Source organism: Myxococcales bacterium, assembly GCA_016703425.1.
Classification (GTDB): Bacteria; Myxococcota_A; Polyangia; order Polyangiales; family Polyangiaceae; genus JADJCA01.
On record JADJCA010000007.1, the window covers coordinates 513,774 to 528,877 of the forward strand.

At 68.2% G+C, this 15,104-nt stretch carries 19 protein-coding genes; 10 read left to right on the forward strand and 9 right to left on the reverse strand.

Going from position 1 to position 15,104, the window contains the following annotated elements; all coding sequences use genetic code 11:
- Window positions 1–58: 58 nt before the first annotated feature.
- The 3 genes from IPG50_14155 to IPG50_14165 all read left to right on the forward strand — a co-directional run bounded on the left by IPG50_14155 (window position 59) and on the right by IPG50_14165 (window position 1,377).
- Window positions 59–595, forward strand: a complete 537-nt coding sequence (locus tag IPG50_14155; GenBank protein MBK6693331.1) for a GNAT family N-acetyltransferase — start codon at window positions 59–61, stop codon at window positions 593–595.
- Window positions 596–827: 232 nt separating this feature from the next.
- Window positions 828–1,103, forward strand: coding sequence for a BrnT family toxin (locus tag IPG50_14160; protein ID MBK6693332.1), 276 nt, complete (start codon window positions 828–830; stop codon window positions 1,101–1,103).
- Window positions 1,087–1,377, forward strand: a complete 291-nt coding sequence (locus tag IPG50_14165; protein ID MBK6693333.1) for a hypothetical protein — start codon at window positions 1,087–1,089, stop codon at window positions 1,375–1,377. The genes IPG50_14160 and IPG50_14165 overlap by 17 nt, the downstream gene beginning before the upstream one ends.
- Before the next feature lie 40 nt (window positions 1,378–1,417).
- On the opposite strand, the gene IPG50_14170 is transcribed toward IPG50_14165, so the two are convergent.
- Complete coding sequence (locus tag IPG50_14170) at window positions 1,418–2,386, reverse strand: hypothetical protein (protein ID MBK6693334.1); 969 nt, start codon at window positions 2,384–2,386, stop codon at window positions 1,418–1,420.
- 185 nt (window positions 2,387–2,571) lie between these two features.
- On the opposite strand from IPG50_14170, the gene IPG50_14175 reads away from it, so the two are divergent.
- Window positions 2,572–3,468: a hypothetical protein gene (locus IPG50_14175; GenBank protein ID MBK6693335.1), complete on the forward strand. Its 897-nt coding sequence runs from the start codon at window positions 2,572–2,574 to the stop codon at window positions 3,466–3,468.
- Entirely contained in the window at window positions 3,465–4,289 is an 825-nt protein-coding gene (locus IPG50_14180; protein MBK6693336.1) for a metallophosphoesterase, read from the forward strand. Before IPG50_14175 ends, IPG50_14180 begins: the two co-directional genes overlap by 4 nt.
- A gap of 48 nt (window positions 4,290–4,337) precedes the next feature.
- On the opposite strand, the gene glmS is transcribed toward IPG50_14180, so the two are convergent.
- The gene (gene glmS, locus IPG50_14185) at window positions 4,338–6,236 is read right to left on the reverse strand and encodes a glutamine--fructose-6-phosphate transaminase (isomerizing) (GenBank protein MBK6693337.1); all 1,899 of its coding nucleotides are present in this window, start codon (window positions 6,234–6,236) and stop codon (window positions 4,338–4,340) included.
- On the opposite strand from glmS, the gene IPG50_14190 reads away from it, so the two are divergent.
- On the forward strand, window positions 6,235–6,807 hold the full coding sequence (locus IPG50_14190) for a MogA/MoaB family molybdenum cofactor biosynthesis protein (protein ID MBK6693338.1): 573 nt from the start codon (window positions 6,235–6,237) through the stop codon (window positions 6,805–6,807). The genes glmS and IPG50_14190 overlap by 2 nt on opposite strands.
- On the forward strand, window positions 6,804–7,022 hold the full coding sequence (locus tag IPG50_14195; GenBank protein ID MBK6693339.1) for a MoaD/ThiS family protein: 219 nt from the start codon (window positions 6,804–6,806) through the stop codon (window positions 7,020–7,022). Before IPG50_14190 ends, IPG50_14195 begins: the two co-directional genes overlap by 4 nt.
- A gap of 76 nt (window positions 7,023–7,098) precedes the next feature.
- Here the strand turns inward: IPG50_14195 and IPG50_14200 are convergent, their stop codons facing one another.
- From IPG50_14200 to IPG50_14210, 3 genes are read right to left on the reverse strand one after another with little or no spacing between them, the layout of a single operon-like run.
- A complete protein-coding gene (locus IPG50_14200; GenBank protein MBK6693340.1) occupies window positions 7,099–7,572 on the reverse strand; it encodes a molybdenum cofactor biosynthesis protein MoaE in 474 nt (157 codons plus the stop codon).
- A gap of 8 nt (window positions 7,573–7,580) precedes the next feature.
- Window positions 7,581–8,060 (reverse strand): cyclic pyranopterin monophosphate synthase MoaC, encoded by a 480-nt coding sequence (gene moaC / locus IPG50_14205; GenBank protein ID MBK6693341.1) that lies wholly within the window; start codon window positions 8,058–8,060, stop codon window positions 7,581–7,583.
- Window positions 8,061–8,093: 33 nt separating this feature from the next.
- Window positions 8,094–8,948 (reverse strand): methyltransferase domain-containing protein, encoded by an 855-nt coding sequence (locus tag IPG50_14210; protein ID MBK6693342.1) that lies wholly within the window; start codon window positions 8,946–8,948, stop codon window positions 8,094–8,096.
- Between the two features lie 106 nt (window positions 8,949–9,054).
- On the opposite strand from IPG50_14210, the gene IPG50_14215 reads away from it, so the two are divergent.
- From IPG50_14215 to IPG50_14225, 3 genes are read left to right on the forward strand one after another with little or no spacing between them, the layout of a single operon-like run.
- Window positions 9,055–9,465 (forward strand): radical SAM protein, encoded by a 411-nt coding sequence (locus IPG50_14215; GenBank protein ID MBK6693343.1) that lies wholly within the window; start codon window positions 9,055–9,057, stop codon window positions 9,463–9,465.
- Window positions 9,466–10,059: a hypothetical protein gene (locus tag IPG50_14220; GenBank protein ID MBK6693344.1), complete on the forward strand. Its 594-nt coding sequence runs from the start codon at window positions 9,466–9,468 to the stop codon at window positions 10,057–10,059.
- Window position 10,060: 1 nt separating this feature from the next.
- Complete coding sequence (locus IPG50_14225) at window positions 10,061–10,903, forward strand: XdhC family protein (protein MBK6693345.1); 843 nt, start codon at window positions 10,061–10,063, stop codon at window positions 10,901–10,903.
- 23 nt (window positions 10,904–10,926) lie between these two features.
- Here the strand turns inward: IPG50_14225 and IPG50_14230 are convergent, their stop codons facing one another.
- The 4 genes from IPG50_14230 to IPG50_14245 form a co-directional block, all read right to left on the reverse strand.
- Window positions 10,927–11,859: a trypsin-like serine protease gene (locus IPG50_14230; protein ID MBK6693346.1), complete on the reverse strand. Its 933-nt coding sequence runs from the start codon at window positions 11,857–11,859 to the stop codon at window positions 10,927–10,929.
- A gap of 10 nt (window positions 11,860–11,869) precedes the next feature.
- Window positions 11,870–12,388, reverse strand: a complete 519-nt coding sequence (locus tag IPG50_14235; protein MBK6693347.1) for a hypothetical protein — start codon at window positions 12,386–12,388, stop codon at window positions 11,870–11,872.
- Between the two features lie 203 nt (window positions 12,389–12,591).
- The gene (locus IPG50_14240) at window positions 12,592–13,662 is read right to left on the reverse strand and encodes an isocitrate/isopropylmalate dehydrogenase family protein (protein MBK6693348.1); all 1,071 of its coding nucleotides are present in this window, start codon (window positions 13,660–13,662) and stop codon (window positions 12,592–12,594) included.
- A gap of 110 nt (window positions 13,663–13,772) precedes the next feature.
- The gene (locus IPG50_14245) at window positions 13,773–15,092 is read right to left on the reverse strand and encodes a cyclic nucleotide-binding domain-containing protein (GenBank protein ID MBK6693349.1); all 1,320 of its coding nucleotides are present in this window, start codon (window positions 15,090–15,092) and stop codon (window positions 13,773–13,775) included.
- Window positions 15,093–15,104 lie beyond the last annotated feature (12 nt).

Genomic DNA, 15,104 nt, shown 5'->3' on the forward strand with positions numbered 1-15,104 from the left:
AGCGCCTTCCCATTCCGCTCTTGCCGGGAGCAAGCTTCGGCTCAAGGATGACCGTGCCATGCGCCCCATCCTCCGTCCCGTCCGCGAAGCCGATCTCGACGCGCTCTCTCGAAGCGAGACCGAGCGCGCGTCATCGCCTTACGACGACTTCGGCTTCACGGGGGCAGGTTCGCTCCGAAAGCGGTTCGCCGAAGACGGCTTCCTCCCAGCGGGCGGCGAGCGCGGCCGCCTGGCGGTCGTTCTCGGTGACGGCGACCTGGCGGGCACCGCGAGCTGGCACACCGCGGCATACGGCCCGAACGCAGGCTCCCGCGCGTTCAATTTGGGAATCGTGCTCTTCCCCGAGCACCGTGGCCAAGGCCTGGGCGTATCGGCCATGCGCGCGCTCGTGCGCTACCTCTTCGAGCAATTCGAAGTGGGACGCCTCGAGGGCTCGACGGATGTGGAGAACCTGGCCATGCAACGCGTCGCCGAGCGCGTGGGATTCCAGCGCGAAGGCATCTTGCGCGGCGCGCAGTTCAGGCTCGGAAAGCGCCACGACCTGGTGCTCTACTCGATGCTCCGGGACGACCTGGCGCCGGAGACGACGGGCTGAGGGCGAGCGGCGCATGCAGATTCTCGGCTGTTCTCAGCTTCGCCGAGTTCGTCGAGCGACTCGCGCACGATCGGCGCTTCGTCGACCGAATCTTCCCGGGCCTTGAGCCGGATCCGCGGTGCGTGTTGAAGTGAGGTCACCGGGGACTGCGACCCGCCGCGCAAGCTCGCGGCTACCGTTTTTGGATGTCACAGATGGGCGTCCCGGATATTTATTGTGTTACAACAATGAGGTGAAGTTCACTTGGGATGCAACCAAGGCCAAGACCAACCTGAAGAAGCACGGCGTGTCCTTCGACGAGGCCGCCACCTGCTTCGACGACGCCAACGGGTGCTACTTCCGCAACGTGGCCCCAGCCTATGAGGATCGACTCATCCTCATCGCGCTCTCGAAGAAGAGTCGGCTTCTTTTCGTCGTGCACGCGGAAGTCGGTCGCGACGCGATTCGCATCGTCAGCGCGCGCAAGGCAAGCCCAGCACAGAGGGGAATTTATGAAGGCCTGGAGTGAAGAGCGAATTGATTTCAGGAAGTGGAAGCGCGTGCCGGGCAATCCGTTCGCCGACTACGACCCCGCGGATGGGATTGCCCTTTGGTCGCTATGGGAGATGCCGTCCACCTCGCTCGGCAAGCTCGTCCGCCGCGGAAGGCCCAAAGGACCACCGACTGCGGTGCGGAGCGTTCGGCTCCCCGCCTCAGAATGGCGCAAACTCGAGCGCGAAGCGCGCAAGCAAGGGGTCAGCGTGAATGCACTGATCGCGGAGCGGCTGCGCCGGGCATCTTGAACGCTCGACCTCTTTCGGCTCGCACGCGGTCTTCAGCGCTTCACCGGCCGTTTTCGCACTGACCGTTGCACGCGGAGCACGCGAGGTAATACCCGGACGCCCATCCGCCTTGATAGAAGTGCTGATCAGGCGTCCGGCAGAGCTCGAAGGCGTTCGCGCGGCGCGGCATCATCGCGCCGTCGGCTTCGCGGCCTTCGCACCAGAACGATGACGTCTGGAAACACTCGTAGTGTGCGAAGCGCGTGAGCGTCACGGAGCCGTCGGCGTTGATGGAGCCCTTGAGTTCGTCGCCGGCGCGGGCCTGGTTCGTGCGCGTGTTGACGGCGAACGAGCCGTCGTCCTGGATCGCGGCGGTCGCACCATTGTAGTCGTAGCCGTTGGACGCGCAGCGGATGGAGGCGGCGCTCACGGAGATGCGGCAGTAGATGCCGATGGCAGACGTGCTCGTGGAGATGGCGCCGTCAAACACGACGCCAAAGCGGTCGGCGCCAGCGAGCGCTGTGCGCCACGTGGCCACGGGCGGAGGAGGAGGAGGCGGCGGCTCGACGGCACCGTTCGCTTTGCGGAGCGAGACGTAGAACTTGGTGCGCCAGCCCTCCTTGGTGCGGAACGCGAGGTAGTACGTCCCGGTGCGCGTGAGGCGCCGCGTCACGTGCACGCCGTCGTTGGGCGCCGCCACGTCGTTGCTCGTGATGGTCTGGAAGCGGTCGCCCAAGAGGTAGAGGACGGGACGCGCCGCGTTGCCGCCGATGACCGACGCGTCGATCTCGTCACCGGCCGTTCCCTGAAAGCGAACCGCGCGGTAGGTGCGGCGGCTCGTGGACTCGCCGGGGTGCTGCACTTCCATGGCGCTCGTCCCGTACGTGATGTCGCCGGCGAGCTCCGCGGCCGTCAGCGTGCGGAGCTCCGCTTCGCTGTCGATGGCGAGGGCTTCTTCTTCGGGCGCGGCGCTGCAGGCGAAATTCGACGAGAACGCGGCGAGGGCGAGAAGGGCGAGGGACAAGCGCATGCGTGTGGCTCCTTGGTTGCCCCCACTTACGAACCATCCGAAAAAACCTTCCGTCGTGGGGCGCCCCTCACGAGATTGTCCTCGCAGCGCAAATGGCAGCGCAAATCACCGGCGCTGGGGGGGGCCCGAGCGCACAAATAGGCCTCTTGAAGAAGAGGGCGAGTCCGTTCGGCTATGCTGCGCCCATGCGACTGTCGAGCGTTACGCTTGCGTTGGCCGCGTCGGCCACGGCTTGCCAGGCGCTCCTCAGTTTCCAGGAGCGCGACGCGCCGGCGCCGAACGATGGGGGCGCAGACGCGACGGCGACGGCCGTCGTGGAGGCTGGCGAAGCCGATGCGGCTGGCGACGGTGGCCTCCTCTCCGACGCGGACGTTCCCGTCGTCACGTTTTGCGACACCGTCGATGGGGCCGCCCTCTGCCTCGACTTCGAAGGGCCCAACGCCCTCAACAAGAACGTGCTCGGTGACGCAGGCGTCACGTTGAAGGGAGCCGGCGACGGCGGCATCATCGTCGACAAGCAAGACTCGAACAAGTTCCTCGAGGTCGACCTCGCCGCCGGCGACCAAGCACAGCTCGCTTGGTCCTACGCGAACTCGGCGATCGGGGCCAACGCGTCGATCGTGATTCAGGCCAAGGTCGAGGTCGAGCCGTACGGCTACGCCGAGATCTTGGACGCGGGTGGGTACACGTACATCAGCTTCTTGACGTACGTCGACCCCGTCGGCCTGAGGCACCAATTCGTCCTTCAGGATTTTGAAAGTGGGCCCCAGAGCGTTTGCGCGTTTCGCAATTTTGACGGCGGCTCCGCCTGCCTGGGCCTTACCGGTAAGGCGTTCACCGTGGAGCTCGTCGCGAAAAAGAGCAAGACGGTCTTCTCCAAGACCGAGCCGGCTCAGGCGGCAGTGGAGATCGGCCAGCTCGACAAGACTTCGAGCGACGTCGTGCCTTCACCGTGGCCATCGGCAGCCAATACGGCGCGGCGCCCGTCAAGATCCGCATCGACGATCTCGTCGTCTTCGTGCGCCCCTAGCGCTTGCATCGACGCGCCGGCCCGCAAAGGACTACGCTCCCCGCACGCATGAAGATCCTGAGCATCGACGCCGCCCCCATTCACACGATTCAGCAGCGCGTGGCCGCTGGCGGAGGAAAGTCCGAGGCCAAGAGCCTCCAGGTCCATCGAGGCGTCATCCGGGGCCTTCCCGAAGGAGTCGAGGCGCTCGTTGTCGCGTCCGATCTTCAGGGCATCGCGATGCTCCAATCGCGTGAGGCGACCCGCCTCGTCGGCGAGGTCTTGTCGGAGGAGCTCTCGCTCCTCGCGGAGCGCGGCACGATCCCACCGCTCTCGAAGGTCGGCGTCGTCCTCGCGGGCAATCTCTACAGCGCGCCGAACGCCGACGAGCTCGGCGTCTCCGGAGACGTGAGGCCCGTCTGGAATGCGTTCGCGGGTCGGCACCGCTGGGTCGCCGGCGTCGCCGGCCTCCACGACACCTTCGGTGACGTGCGCGAAGAGCGCGATCGGTTCGCGGCGCAGGGTCGCGTCAACCTCTTGGACGGCGATTGCGTGGTGCTCGACGGCGTGCGCGTCGGCGGCGTGGGGTACATGATCGGCGACGCGTCAAAGCCCGGGCGCCGCGAGGAGAAGGAATACCTGCGCGCCCTTCGCCGGGTCCTCGACCAAAAGCCCGCGCTCGTCGTACTTCACCAGGGACCCGACGCGAAACGAGGCGAGCTCCGCGGCCACGCGTCCATTCGCCAGGCCTTCGATCGGAGCGGCGAGATGCTCGTCGTCTGCGGCCACCTCTACTGGCGCGAGCCCATGACGGACATCCGCGGCGGCGCGCAGGTCCTCAACGTCAACGGTCGCGTGGTGCTCCTCGAGCGCGAGCGCGCCGGCACGGCCTGATCCTTCCGGCGGCGCTCCGTCCCATGGGGTCCCGTTGTTCCGGCCGCCTCACTCCACCGTGACCGTCTTCGCCAGGTTGCGCGGTTGGTCGACGTCGGTGCCCTTGAGATCGGCGATGAAATAGGACAACAACTGCAGCGGCACCACCGTAATGATCGGCAAGATCTCCGGCGCGCAAGGGGGCACCTCGACGACGTCGGGCAAGCTGAGCTGCGACGGCGGGCGCCCGGAGAACCGGTCCGACACGGGCGGCATCACCGGCTGATCGGAGACGAGCTGCAAGACCTCGTGATCGCCGCGCGTCATGACGGCGATGATGTGCCCTTCGCGCGCCTTCACCTCTTGCAGGTTCGACAGCGTCTTTTCGTAGTGCGCGTCGCGCGGCACCACGACAACGACGGGCATCGATTCGTCGATGAGCGCGATGGGGCCGTGCTTCATCTCGCCGGCGGCGTAGCCCTCGGCGTGGATGTACGAGATCTCTTTGAGCTTGAGCGCTCCCTCGAGAGCCACCGGATAGCCGGTGCCCCGACCGAGGAACAACATGTGAAGCGCGCGGTGATGGCGCTTCGCGATGCGCTTGATCATCTCCGCTTGCTCGAGCACTTCGCGGATGTACGCGGGCGCGCGCACCAATTCGTCAAGAATGCGCTTGGCCTCCTCCGGCGGCAAAACGCCGCGGCGGCGACCGATGTACACCGCGAGGAGCAAGAGCGCCGCGAGCTGCGTCGTGAAGCACTTCGTCGAAGCGACGCCGATCTCTGGGCCCGCATGCGTGTAGAGCGCGCCGTCGGCGGCGCGCGGGATCGCGCTGTCCAAGACGTTCGCGACGGCGAGGATGCGCGCCCCGGCGGCCTTGGCGGCCTTCACGGCGGCGAGCGTGTCGGCGGTCTCGCCGCTCTGGCTGACGGCCACGACGAGATCCGTCGGCAGAAAGACGGGCTCGCGGTAGCGGACCTCGCTACCGATCTCCACCGTCGATGGGAGCTTCGCGAGCTGCTCGATCCAGTAGCGACCGGCCATGGCCGCGTGGGCGCTCGTGCCGCACGCGACGAAATACACGCGGCCGATCTTCGAGACCGCCTCGGCGCTCAAGCCGAGCTCTTCGCCGACGACGTCGACGCCGCGATCGATGCGCCCGCGTAGCGTGTCTTCGATGGCGCGAGGCTGCTCGTAGATCTCCTTGAGCATGAAGTGCTTGTAGCCGCCCTTCTCTGCCTGCGACGGCGACCAGTCGATGCGCTTCTTGGCGCGCGTCACGACTTCGCCGCTCAGCTTGGTGATGGCCGCACCGGCCGCCGTCAACACCGCGAGCTCGCCGTCTTCAAGAAAGATGACGTCGCGCGTGTGCGCCAGGAGCGCCGGCACGTCGCTGGCGGCGAGCGTCTCGCCTTCGCCGAGGCCGATCACGAGCGGCGAGGCGTCCTTCGCCACGACGATCTCGCTGGGCCGATCGCCGTGCACGACAGCGATAGCGTACGCGCCGCGCACGCGGCGGAGGGCCGTCCGCACGGCGGCGTCGAGCGGCCCCGACGAAGCGCGGTCGGCCTCGTCGATGAGGTGCGCGACGATCTCCGTATCGGTGTCACTCGAGAAGCGCACGCCTTTGCCTTCGAGCTCGCGGCGGAGCTCGGCGTGGTTTTCGATGATGCCGTTGTGCACCACGGCGACCTTCCCGGCGACGTGCGGGTGGGCGTTGGCCTCGCTGGGGCGTCCGTGCGTGGCCCAGCGCGTGTGGCCCACGCCCGCGATGCCCACGAGCGGCGTCTTCTTGAGCGCCGCGTCGAGGTTGGCGAGCTTGCCGACGGCGCGCACGATCTCGACGCCGCGACCCGTCTGAACGGCGAGGCCCGCCGAGTCATAGCCGCGGTACTCCAGCTTGCGCAGGCCCTCGACGAGGATGGTGGCGCACTCTTTGGGACCAACGTAGGCAACGATTCCGCACATGATGGGGAGCGGAGCGTACCATCGGCCCGTGCCACCCCGCATCATCACCGTCACCGTGAGTGACACGCGCACGCCGTCGGACGATCGGTCGGGAGAAGCGCTCCGCGAGGAGCTGCGCGGGTTCGCCCTGTTGCGACACGAAATTGTGCCCGACGACCCGGCCCGCATCGCGGCGCTGATCCGCCAAGTGGTTGACGGAGACGAGGCCGATGCCGTCGTCTTGTCGGGCGGCACGGGAATCGCGCCGCGCGATCAGACGTTCGAGGCGGTGGAGGCGCTCTTCGAGAAGCGCATCGACGGCTTCGGCGAAGCCTTTCGGAGACTCTCGTGGGAGGAGATCGGCCCGCGCGCGATGTTGTCACGCGCGACCGCGGGGACGGTAAGAACGTGTTTCGTCGCGTCGCTGCCGGGGAGCACGGCGGCGGTGCGGCTCGGAGCGTGCGCGCTCATCGCGCCGGTCTTGGAGCACGCGGTGGATTTGCTGCGCGGGCGGACCGGGCACGGGCACGGGCACGGGCACGGGCACGGGGAAAGACTTGAAGATCACGGTCCCTCTATTTTGCCGCCGTGAAAGACCTCGTCGGCAAAGACGAAGAGCGCGTGGAACTGGCGCCCAGCGTCAAGACGATCGCCGATCTCGCGGCGTGGCTCGAGGCCCATCACGCCCCCCTCGCCGGGCGCCTCTCAGCGGTGCGGTTCGCGCGCAACGAGACCTTCGCCACGAACGCGGAGCCCCTCGAAGACGGCGACGTCGTCGCATTGATCCCGCCGGTCGCTGGCGGCTGAGGCTCGCGAGCGTCCGCCCTGACAGGCCGGAGGAGACGTCAAGGCCTCCGCTCCCACAAAGTCCTGAAAGAGCGCTTCAAGCACCCTCGTGTCCGTTGTGGTCAACGCCGGCTTCGTGCGCGTGGTCGTGCCCATCGGCGGCGCAGCGCGCGTCGACCCAGCCGACCCACGCGGCCCCGTCGGGCCCCGTCTCGCGCTTCCAGATCGGCACCCGCTCCTTGATGCGATCGATGAGCAACCGGCACGCACGGAACGCCTCGCCGCGGTGAGGCGCGCTGGCGGCGCACACGATGGCGGCGTCACCAACGGCGAGCTCCCCAACCCGGTGAATGGCCGAGACGACGGTCCCCTCGACCTCGCGCTCAATCTCCTCGGCGATGCGCGCCATCTCGCGCTCCGCCATGCTCACGTAGGCCGAGTATTCGAGCTTCGTGACTTCACGTCCGTCGCTGTGATTGCGCACGGCGCCGATGAAGACCGAGAGGCCGCCCGCGGAGGGCCTCGCGACAGCGTCGATCACCTCGTCAACCGACAAGCGTGCTTCTCGAATGGCAACCTTCACGGCGCCTCGCGAACGAAGTGCCCGCTCTTGCCGCCGGATTTCTCGATGAGCGCGACGTCGAAGGACATGCCTCGATCGATGCCCTTGAGCATGTCGTAGAGCGTCAGCGCGGCCGTGGAGGCGGCGACCATGGCCTCCATCTCGACGCCGGTCCGATCGCGCGCCTCGGTGGTGACCTCGACGGTAGCGCCGCCATCGACCAGGGCGATGGCGACGTCGACGCGCGTCAGGGGGATCGGGTGGCACAGCGGAATCAGCTCGCTGGTGCGCTTCGCGCCTTGAATGGCGGCCACTCGCGCCACCGCGAGGACGTCCCCCTTCGGTGTGTCGCCGCTTGAGAGGCGGCGAAACGTCTCGGCCGCCATGGTGACGCGCGCCCGCGCCACGGCGCGCCTCAGCGTCACCGGCTTGTCGCCCACGTCGACCATGTGCGCTTCACCCGCGCGGTTAAGGTGAGTCAGCTCGTCGGTCGCCATCGCCGGCGAGCGTAGCGTGCACCTCGGCGGGCGTCATCGAGACGCGACGCCGAGCCACGCGTGCAGGTCCATGCGCTGGGGCCCGGCACCGAGCTCCTCTTCGAGGCGCTTGCCCATCTGCTCTCGCACGGGCGCCCACGCAGCGGCACCCATCTTTCGCTGGAGCAGCACGAGCGGCGCCAGGGTGCGCTGGAAGGAGGCCCACAGGTCCGCCGTGCTCGGCGCGTCGGCGCCGTGGCTCACCGGGTGAACATCTACGGCGGCGAAGCCGGCGGCCGCAAACTCGGTCTGAAACTCGTCGACGCTGCCGAGCGGCGCCTTGCCCTGACCAAAGGGCAAGTGCGGCAGCACTTCACGCAACATGGCGAACAAGAGCTTCATGATGGGGACGTCATCGAAGGGCTTCCAGCTCGCAACGACGGCACGCCCACCGGGCACGAGGCAGCGCCTCATCTCCGAGAGACCACGGACGCGATCAGGGAAGAAGATGAGCCCGAACATCGAGAACGCAGCGTCGAAGGACTCGTCGTCGTAGGGGAGCGCTTGCCCGTCGCCAAGGCGCGGCTCGACGTTCGTGACGCACGCGGCGGCGGCGCGATCGCGGAGGCGGGCGATCATCGTCTCGGAGAAATCGAGGGCGGCCACGCTCGCGGCAGTGGGGGCGGCGAGCAGCGCCAAAGAGCCGGGGCCCGTAGCGACGTCGAGGATGCGCGAGCCAGGCTTCGTGCCGCCCAGGCGGAGCGCATCGCTCGCAAAGCGCTCAAACTGAGGAACGAGCTCCGCGGTGTAATCGTCGGCGACGAGGTCCCACGCGAGCGGGGTAGCGAGCGGACTGGGGGGATTGGCGGCGCTTTGGGCAGGCGGCGGCGCGTCCGGCGCGTTCGACATCGGCGCATCGTAGCGACGATGAGCGTCGGACGTCGAGCACCGACCGGCCGCTCCGACGGGACCTCGCCGCAGCCCCAAACATCGAACATTCGGCTAGACTCGGGCCGTGCGCGCGCTTCCCCTTTGGAGAGAGCCGTCGGCGAAGCCAGCGGCAAAGGTGGCGCCCCGATCCGTTCGACTCTCGCTGACCGATCGCTGCGACCTCGCGTGCGTCTACTGCCGCCCACACAAGAAGGACGGCTACAAAGACGAGCGGCTGGACCTCGCGGCTTGGAAGGTCATGATCCGCGGCCTGGTGCGCGCTGGCGTGCGGCGCGTGCGACTCACGGGCGGTGAGCCGCTTCTCCACGGCGACATCCTCGAAGCCATCGGCTTTCTCGCCTCGCTCGGCCTCGACGACTTGGCCATGACCACCAACGCGACGCGCCTCGCCAAGCTCGCGCGACCGCTCAAGGAGGCCGGCCTCGAGCGCATCAACATCTCGCTCGACACGCTCGACTCGGCGTGTTTCTGGTGAATGACCCGCGGCGGCAACCTCGACACCGTGCTTCGCGGCATCGAGGCAGCGCGAGCCGCCGGTTTCTCACGCCTGAAGCTCAACGCCGTGATCATGCGCGGCGAGAACGACGGCGAGCTCGAGGAGCTGGTGCGCTTCTCTTGGGAGCGCGGCATCGAGCCGCGGTTCCTGGAGATCATGCAAATCGGGGAAGGCGCCAAGCTCAAGGACCGCGTCGTCACGGCCGCCGAGATGAAGTCGAAGCTCGCCCACCTGCTCATCGCCGAAGACGGACGCGTCGATCCCGATCGCGGTCCGGCCAAATACGTCAGCGCACGCCACGACGCGACGCTCCGCGTGGGCTTCATCAGCGGCACGAGCGACACCTATTGCCAAGGTTGCGATCGGCTTCGCGTCGCCAGCGACGGCGTCCTAAGGCCTTGCCTCGCGACCAACGACGGCGTCGCCGCGGGCGAGATCGCCAAAGGCGGTGACGAAGGCGCCATCGCCGAAGCGGTCACACGCGCATGGGCTGAAAAGCCCGACGGCGACGTGTGGAAGGGATGCACCGAGCCCAGCGCCGCCAAGGTCTCGATGCGCGGCATCGGCGGCTGACATGGCTAAGGAAGACGGCGACGCTCTTCCGCTCCCGCGGGGCGCACGAGCCGCCGAGGTCCTCCACTTGGCCGGGACCAAGAGCCTCGCGGGCGTCTCGGGCGCGATGGCCACGGTCATCGAACGCCACGGCTCGGCACCGGGCACGGAAGGGCAGAAGCTCTACCTCGGCGCCGACGGCTCGTGCCTCGGCACCGTCGGCGGCGGCGGCCTCGAGCGCCGCGTCCTCGAAGACCTAAACGAGCTTGTGCTTCGCCGCGGCGCGCACCGCGTGGTGACGTACAAACTCGGCGCCGAGCTTGGCATGTGTTGCGGCGGGAGGGTGACGATGTTGATCGAACCGCTATCGGGTCTCTTGCCGTGCCTCATCGTGGGCGCCGGCCACGTGGCGAGCGCCCTCGCGCCGACGCTCGCGAGGCTCGGCTTCGCCGTCACCGTCGTCGATGAGCGCAGCGAGTGGGCCGACGCGGCGCGGTTCCCAACGGCGCGCGTCGTTGTGGGGGAGTTCGACGACGCCGGAAGAGAGATCGATCCCCGGGGCGTCTGCCTCGTGATGACGCATGATCACGGCCTCGATCAGCGGGCCATCGAGTGGGCGCTCGGGCGGGGCTTCCGCTTCGTTGGCGGAGTCGGCAGTCGCGCGAAGGCGGAACGGACGCGGCAGCGCTTGGAGGCGAAAGGCGTTGCAGCGCGCGACATCGAACGGGTTCGCATGCCCCTTGGCCTCGACATCAAGGCGCGCTTGCCTGACGAGATCGCCATCGCCATCGCCGCCGAGCTCGTGCGTTGGAAGAACGACGACGATGAGCCGCACGCGTCAGAAGCGTCGGACGCTCAGCGGTAGCGGCGCGCGAGCGCCGCGTCGCTTCACGGACAGCTGATCGGCGGAAGCTCGGCCGGCGACGCGCCATCGGCGATGGCTCGTGCCTGCGCGAAGACCGGCCGCACCGCGTCGATGCGGGCGACGATCGACATGCCGGCCGTCCGCTCGTCGCCGTCCATCGCGCTCATGCTCATGACGCCCACGATCTCCTGTGTGCCACGGAGCAAGACGGGCCCGCCGGAATCGCCAGGGCACACGGAGGCCTTCAATCGAAACGTGCCGCTCGAAACGGTCTCGATGTCCCCGCCGGTGCGGGCGCGGCGATGCACACCGCCGGCCGACGACGCGCAGCGACCAAAGCCGATGGGATCGGCCTGCGCGATGTGCTTCGCCTTGTTCGGCACCGCCGCCTCCATGGCCGCGTGAAGCGACGCCGGCGCCTGCGACTGCGGCGCCACGACCACGTGAGGCGGCGCGTCGAGCCGCGTGGGCATGGTCGCCACGCCCACGAGCTTCCGCTCGAGCACCAAGACGGCCACGTCGCCGCGACCGCCGCCGTGGCCGCACGGCGGCGTCACGACGTGTTTCACGCTGACCTGCCCCCAAGCGATGTCGTCACCGCCAAGCTCGACTGTGATCTCTTCGGCGCGGTGCTTGGTAGGCGTGAGCTCGCCGGCGTCGGACTTCTTCACGACGCAGTGGTGCGCCGTGAGCACGAGATCCTCATCGACGAGGGTGCCGCTGCAAGAGGAACGGCCGGCAACGACGACGCGAACGATGGCGTCCTCGCGGGTCGCCAGCGCGAAGGGAATCCGTGACGGCGCGCGCGGCGCGACGTCATCGTGCGAGTCGTCGTGCGACGCGGGACGGACCGCGACCTTCGCCTGCGGGGGACGAGCGCAGCCCATCGTCACGAGGCCCGCCGCCGCAACCCACGCGCAAGCGAGGGCCGTCGGCGGACGCGACGACGGCGTCATGCGCCCCTCGTCATCGAACGGCGAGGCGCGCCTGCCTCGTTGCACTGTGGTAGGCGACCGCGCTCATCTCGGGATGGGCTTGTGCGTCTTCGATACCGCGGTGAACGAGCTCAGAGAAGAAGTCGGCGCGACGCGTCGCGGCGGCGATGAACCACGCGTCGCAGGTGCGCGTGTCGTCGTCGCAGGCGGCGAGGGCGCGGCGCTCCGCCAAGAGCGCGTCGCCGGAGCGACCGTTCTCGGCGAGCGCGCGAGCGTACACATGCTCGACCGACGGCTCGTGGCGCACGCGCTCGGGCGCCGCTTCAATGGCACGGAGCGCAAGGCCCGGCGCGCGAACATCGAGGTAGGCCTGCGCGAGATCGCGACGCGCCGACACATCGGCGGGGGCCTCAGCGACGCGGGCCTCGAGGGTGCGGACGATGTCCGCGCGATCGGTGGCGACGAGGGGGCGCTCGCGCTGGGTCCCGCTGGCGAGCCAAAGGCCGAAGACCGCCGCAAGCACCCACGCATTCCACGCCACTCCGCTCATTCAGCCTCCCGAATCGTCCACGAACGCAGCACGAGGCCGCCAAGTCTTCGTTAGACGCGTGACGACGACAAACGTTCTCACAAAACGGGTCCTCGCGAGAGGCCGCGTAAGTAGTGGAGACAAGCGGGGGACGAGGAAGTTCCCGAGTTCGGGAAAAAAGATTTGGCGAGCGGCCTCAGGACAACGGGGGCTAGGACACGGGCTCAGGCCGATCGTTGGATGCGGCCAAGCACAAAGTCGGCGGCAGCCCGCGTCCCCAGCTCGCCGCCCACATCTTTCGTGCACTTACGCTCGCGAAGCGCCTCCGACACGGCGGCTTCGATGCGCGCTTCCTCGCCCTTGTAGCCAAGGTGGGTGAGCATCATGCCCACGGTCAGGAACGCCGCGAACGGATTGGCAAGATCCTTGCCAGCGAGCGGCGGCGCGGACCCGTGGACCGGTTCAAACATCGCGACTCGGTCCGGGACACCCGGGTGCAGGTTTGCGCTGCCGGCCATGCCGAGGCCGCCCTGCAGCGCGGCGCCAAGGTCGGTCACGATGTCGCCGAACAAGTTGCACGTCACGACCACCTTGAACGGCGACGGATCCTGCACGAGGTAGAGGCACAGCGCGTCGACGTAGACGTGTTTCGGCTCGATGCCCGGGTACTCCTTGGCGACCTCGAAGAAGCAGCGGTACCAGAGCTCATGCGCGTGCCGCATGGCGTTGGACTTGTCGGCCATGTGGACGACGCTGTGGCCGTGCGCCTTGGCGTACTCGAAGGCGGCGCGAATGATGCGCTCGACGCCCTTGCGCGTGTTCACGTCTTCGTTGATGGCGATCTCGTCAGGCGTGCCGCGCTTGAACTGCCCGCCCATGCCCACGTAGATGCCTTCGGTGTTCTCGCGGAACACCACGAGGTCCACGTCCTTGGCGCCCTTGCCCTTGAGCGGCACGAGCCGGTCGTCGAGCGCCTTGACGGGCCGCACGTTGGCGTAGAGATCGAGGCCGAAGCGGAGGCCGAAGAGAATGTCGCGCGCGTGTTCGAGACCGGGCACGCGCGGGTCGCCCAGCGCACCGAGGAGCACCGCGGACGCCTCGCGCTCGATGCGCGAGCGCACGTCGTCGGGGTACGTGACCTTGTCGCGCAGGTACCGATCGGCGCCGAGGTCGAGATCCCAGAGCTCAAGGTCGAGCTTGCGGTCTTCCTTGTAATGAACGAGCAGCCGCCTCGCCTCTGCGAGAACGTCTTTGCCAATGCCGTCGCCGGGAATGAGCGCGATCAGGTGCCGCATGAATTTCCTCTACGTCAGTGCCTAGGCCCCGTAAATGCTCCCCCTCCCCCCGTGAACGTGCCCGTGCTCCTGGACGTCCGTGGACGTGCACGGTGTTTCATGCCCCGCGCTCACGCCACCGGCACCGCGACATCCCCACTGAGCTCCGCGAGGTGCGAGAGCGCCGGCGGGTACATCGCGACGAACATGGAGAAGGCCGCCTGCGGGAGCCGCAAGAGGAGCATCTCGGTCGCCGCCGTGAGCGTCACCGAGGACGGCGTCCGCGAGAGCAGCGAACCGTGACCAAAGGTGGCTGCCCGACCCAGCTTTTGCCCTGACGCGTCGTCGCTCATCTCGCCTGCCAAGACGATGTAGAGGCCGTCGGCGCGCTTGCCCTTCTCGGCGAGGACCGTGCCGACGGGCGCTCGCCTCACCTCGAAGCTGCGCGCGATCTCGAGTCGCGTCGGCGGATCGAACGCCGCGAAGAGCGGCGAGGCGTGGAGCGTGTTCGTGAGCAGCCGCCGCGTAAGCAAGCCGTAGAGCGCAGCCTCTACATCGGCGTGGGCCGCCACGATGCCATCGAGCTTGCTCTTGCCGATGCGCAGCGCGAGCAAGTGCCCGTCGGCCACCACCGTCGCTTGCCTTCGCGCGTCGCCGAGGAGACACGACTCACCGAAGATCTCCCCCTCGCGAAGTCGAATGCCGTCGGGGAACGCGCCACCCCCGGGGAAGACGACGCGCGCGGCACCGGATGCGATGGCGAAGAACGCGTCGGCCGGCTCCCCTTCCCGCACCACCACCTGGTTCGCGGAAAGGTCGATGAGCTCGGCGGCGCCCGCGAGGGCCCGCAGCGCATCGGCGGAGACGGACGCGAAGAGCGCGCAGGCCGCCATCTTCGCTTCTCCCTCCGCGGTCGAGCGCTCGTCGTCGTCCTCGATGAGGATGAGATCGTCGTCGGTGACTTCGATGACGGAGGGCTCGGCGTCACCGCGCAGCGGCGCGAGATCGTAGATGTGCGAGGTGGAGGGCCCATCGTCGAAGCGCAGCTCCTCGCTCGAAGGCTCGGCCGCCGGCGTGAGCACGGCCGCGCGTTCGAAGAGCGGCTCGATGGGAGGCTTCACCATCAGCGAGCGGGCCGGCTCGGCGTCGACCTCGTGGGCGACGGCCCGCGACGGGTTGAGCGACTCGACGACCTTCGCCATGGCGAGGCTCTTGGTGACGAAGCCCTGCGCCGCGTAGCGCTCCATGGCGCGGACGTAAGCCTCTTCGGCGTCCTTCAGGTCCCCCAGGCGCCGGAGCGCGTCGCCGAGGCGATGAGACCACCGCGCGTCAATGGCATCGAGCGACTCGAGCTCGCGGAGCGCGGCGAGCGCATCCCTGGGCCGATCGCGCTCGGAGGCCTGGTTGTACTTCTCGGTCAGCTCGGCAATTCGGCGATCAGGTTTTTTCACAAGCGGTCCTTC

What these genes read in the sequence shown, in the direction of transcription:
- IPG50_14155 (MBK6693331.1), top strand. Translation starts at nt 59, where the DNA reads ATGCGCCCCATCCTCCGTCCCGTCCGCGAAGCCGATCTCGACGCGCTC.
- IPG50_14165 (MBK6693333.1), top strand. Translation starts at nt 1,087, where the DNA reads ATGAAGGCCTGGAGTGAAGAGCGAATTGATTTCAGGAAGTGGAAGCGC.
- IPG50_14170 (MBK6693334.1), bottom strand. Translation starts at nt 2,386, where the DNA reads ATGCGCTTGTCCCTCGCCCTTCTCGCCCTCGCCGCGTTCTCGTCGAAT.
- IPG50_14175 (MBK6693335.1), top strand. Translation starts at nt 2,572, where the DNA reads ATGCGACTGTCGAGCGTTACGCTTGCGTTGGCCGCGTCGGCCACGGCT.
- IPG50_14180 (MBK6693336.1), top strand. Translation starts at nt 3,465, where the DNA reads ATGAAGATCCTGAGCATCGACGCCGCCCCCATTCACACGATTCAGCAG.
- IPG50_14190 (MBK6693338.1), top strand. Translation starts at nt 6,235, where the DNA reads ATGATGGGGAGCGGAGCGTACCATCGGCCCGTGCCACCCCGCATCATC.
- glmS (MBK6693337.1), bottom strand. Translation starts at nt 6,236, where the DNA reads ATGTGCGGAATCGTTGCCTACGTTGGTCCCAAAGAGTGCGCCACCATC.
- moaC (MBK6693341.1), bottom strand. Translation starts at nt 8,060, where the DNA reads ATGGCGACCGACGAGCTGACTCACCTTAACCGCGCGGGTGAAGCGCAC.
- IPG50_14210 (MBK6693342.1), bottom strand. Translation starts at nt 8,948, where the DNA reads ATGTCGAACGCGCCGGACGCGCCGCCGCCTGCCCAAAGCGCCGCCAAT.
- IPG50_14220 (MBK6693344.1), top strand. Translation starts at nt 9,466, where the DNA reads ATGACCCGCGGCGGCAACCTCGACACCGTGCTTCGCGGCATCGAGGCA.
- IPG50_14225 (MBK6693345.1), top strand. Translation starts at nt 10,061, where the DNA reads ATGGCTAAGGAAGACGGCGACGCTCTTCCGCTCCCGCGGGGCGCACGA.
- IPG50_14230 (MBK6693346.1), bottom strand. Translation starts at nt 11,859, where the DNA reads ATGACGCCGTCGTCGCGTCCGCCGACGGCCCTCGCTTGCGCGTGGGTT.
- IPG50_14235 (MBK6693347.1), bottom strand. Translation starts at nt 12,388, where the DNA reads ATGAGCGGAGTGGCGTGGAATGCGTGGGTGCTTGCGGCGGTCTTCGGC.
- IPG50_14240 (MBK6693348.1), bottom strand. Translation starts at nt 13,662, where the DNA reads ATGCGGCACCTGATCGCGCTCATTCCCGGCGACGGCATTGGCAAAGAC.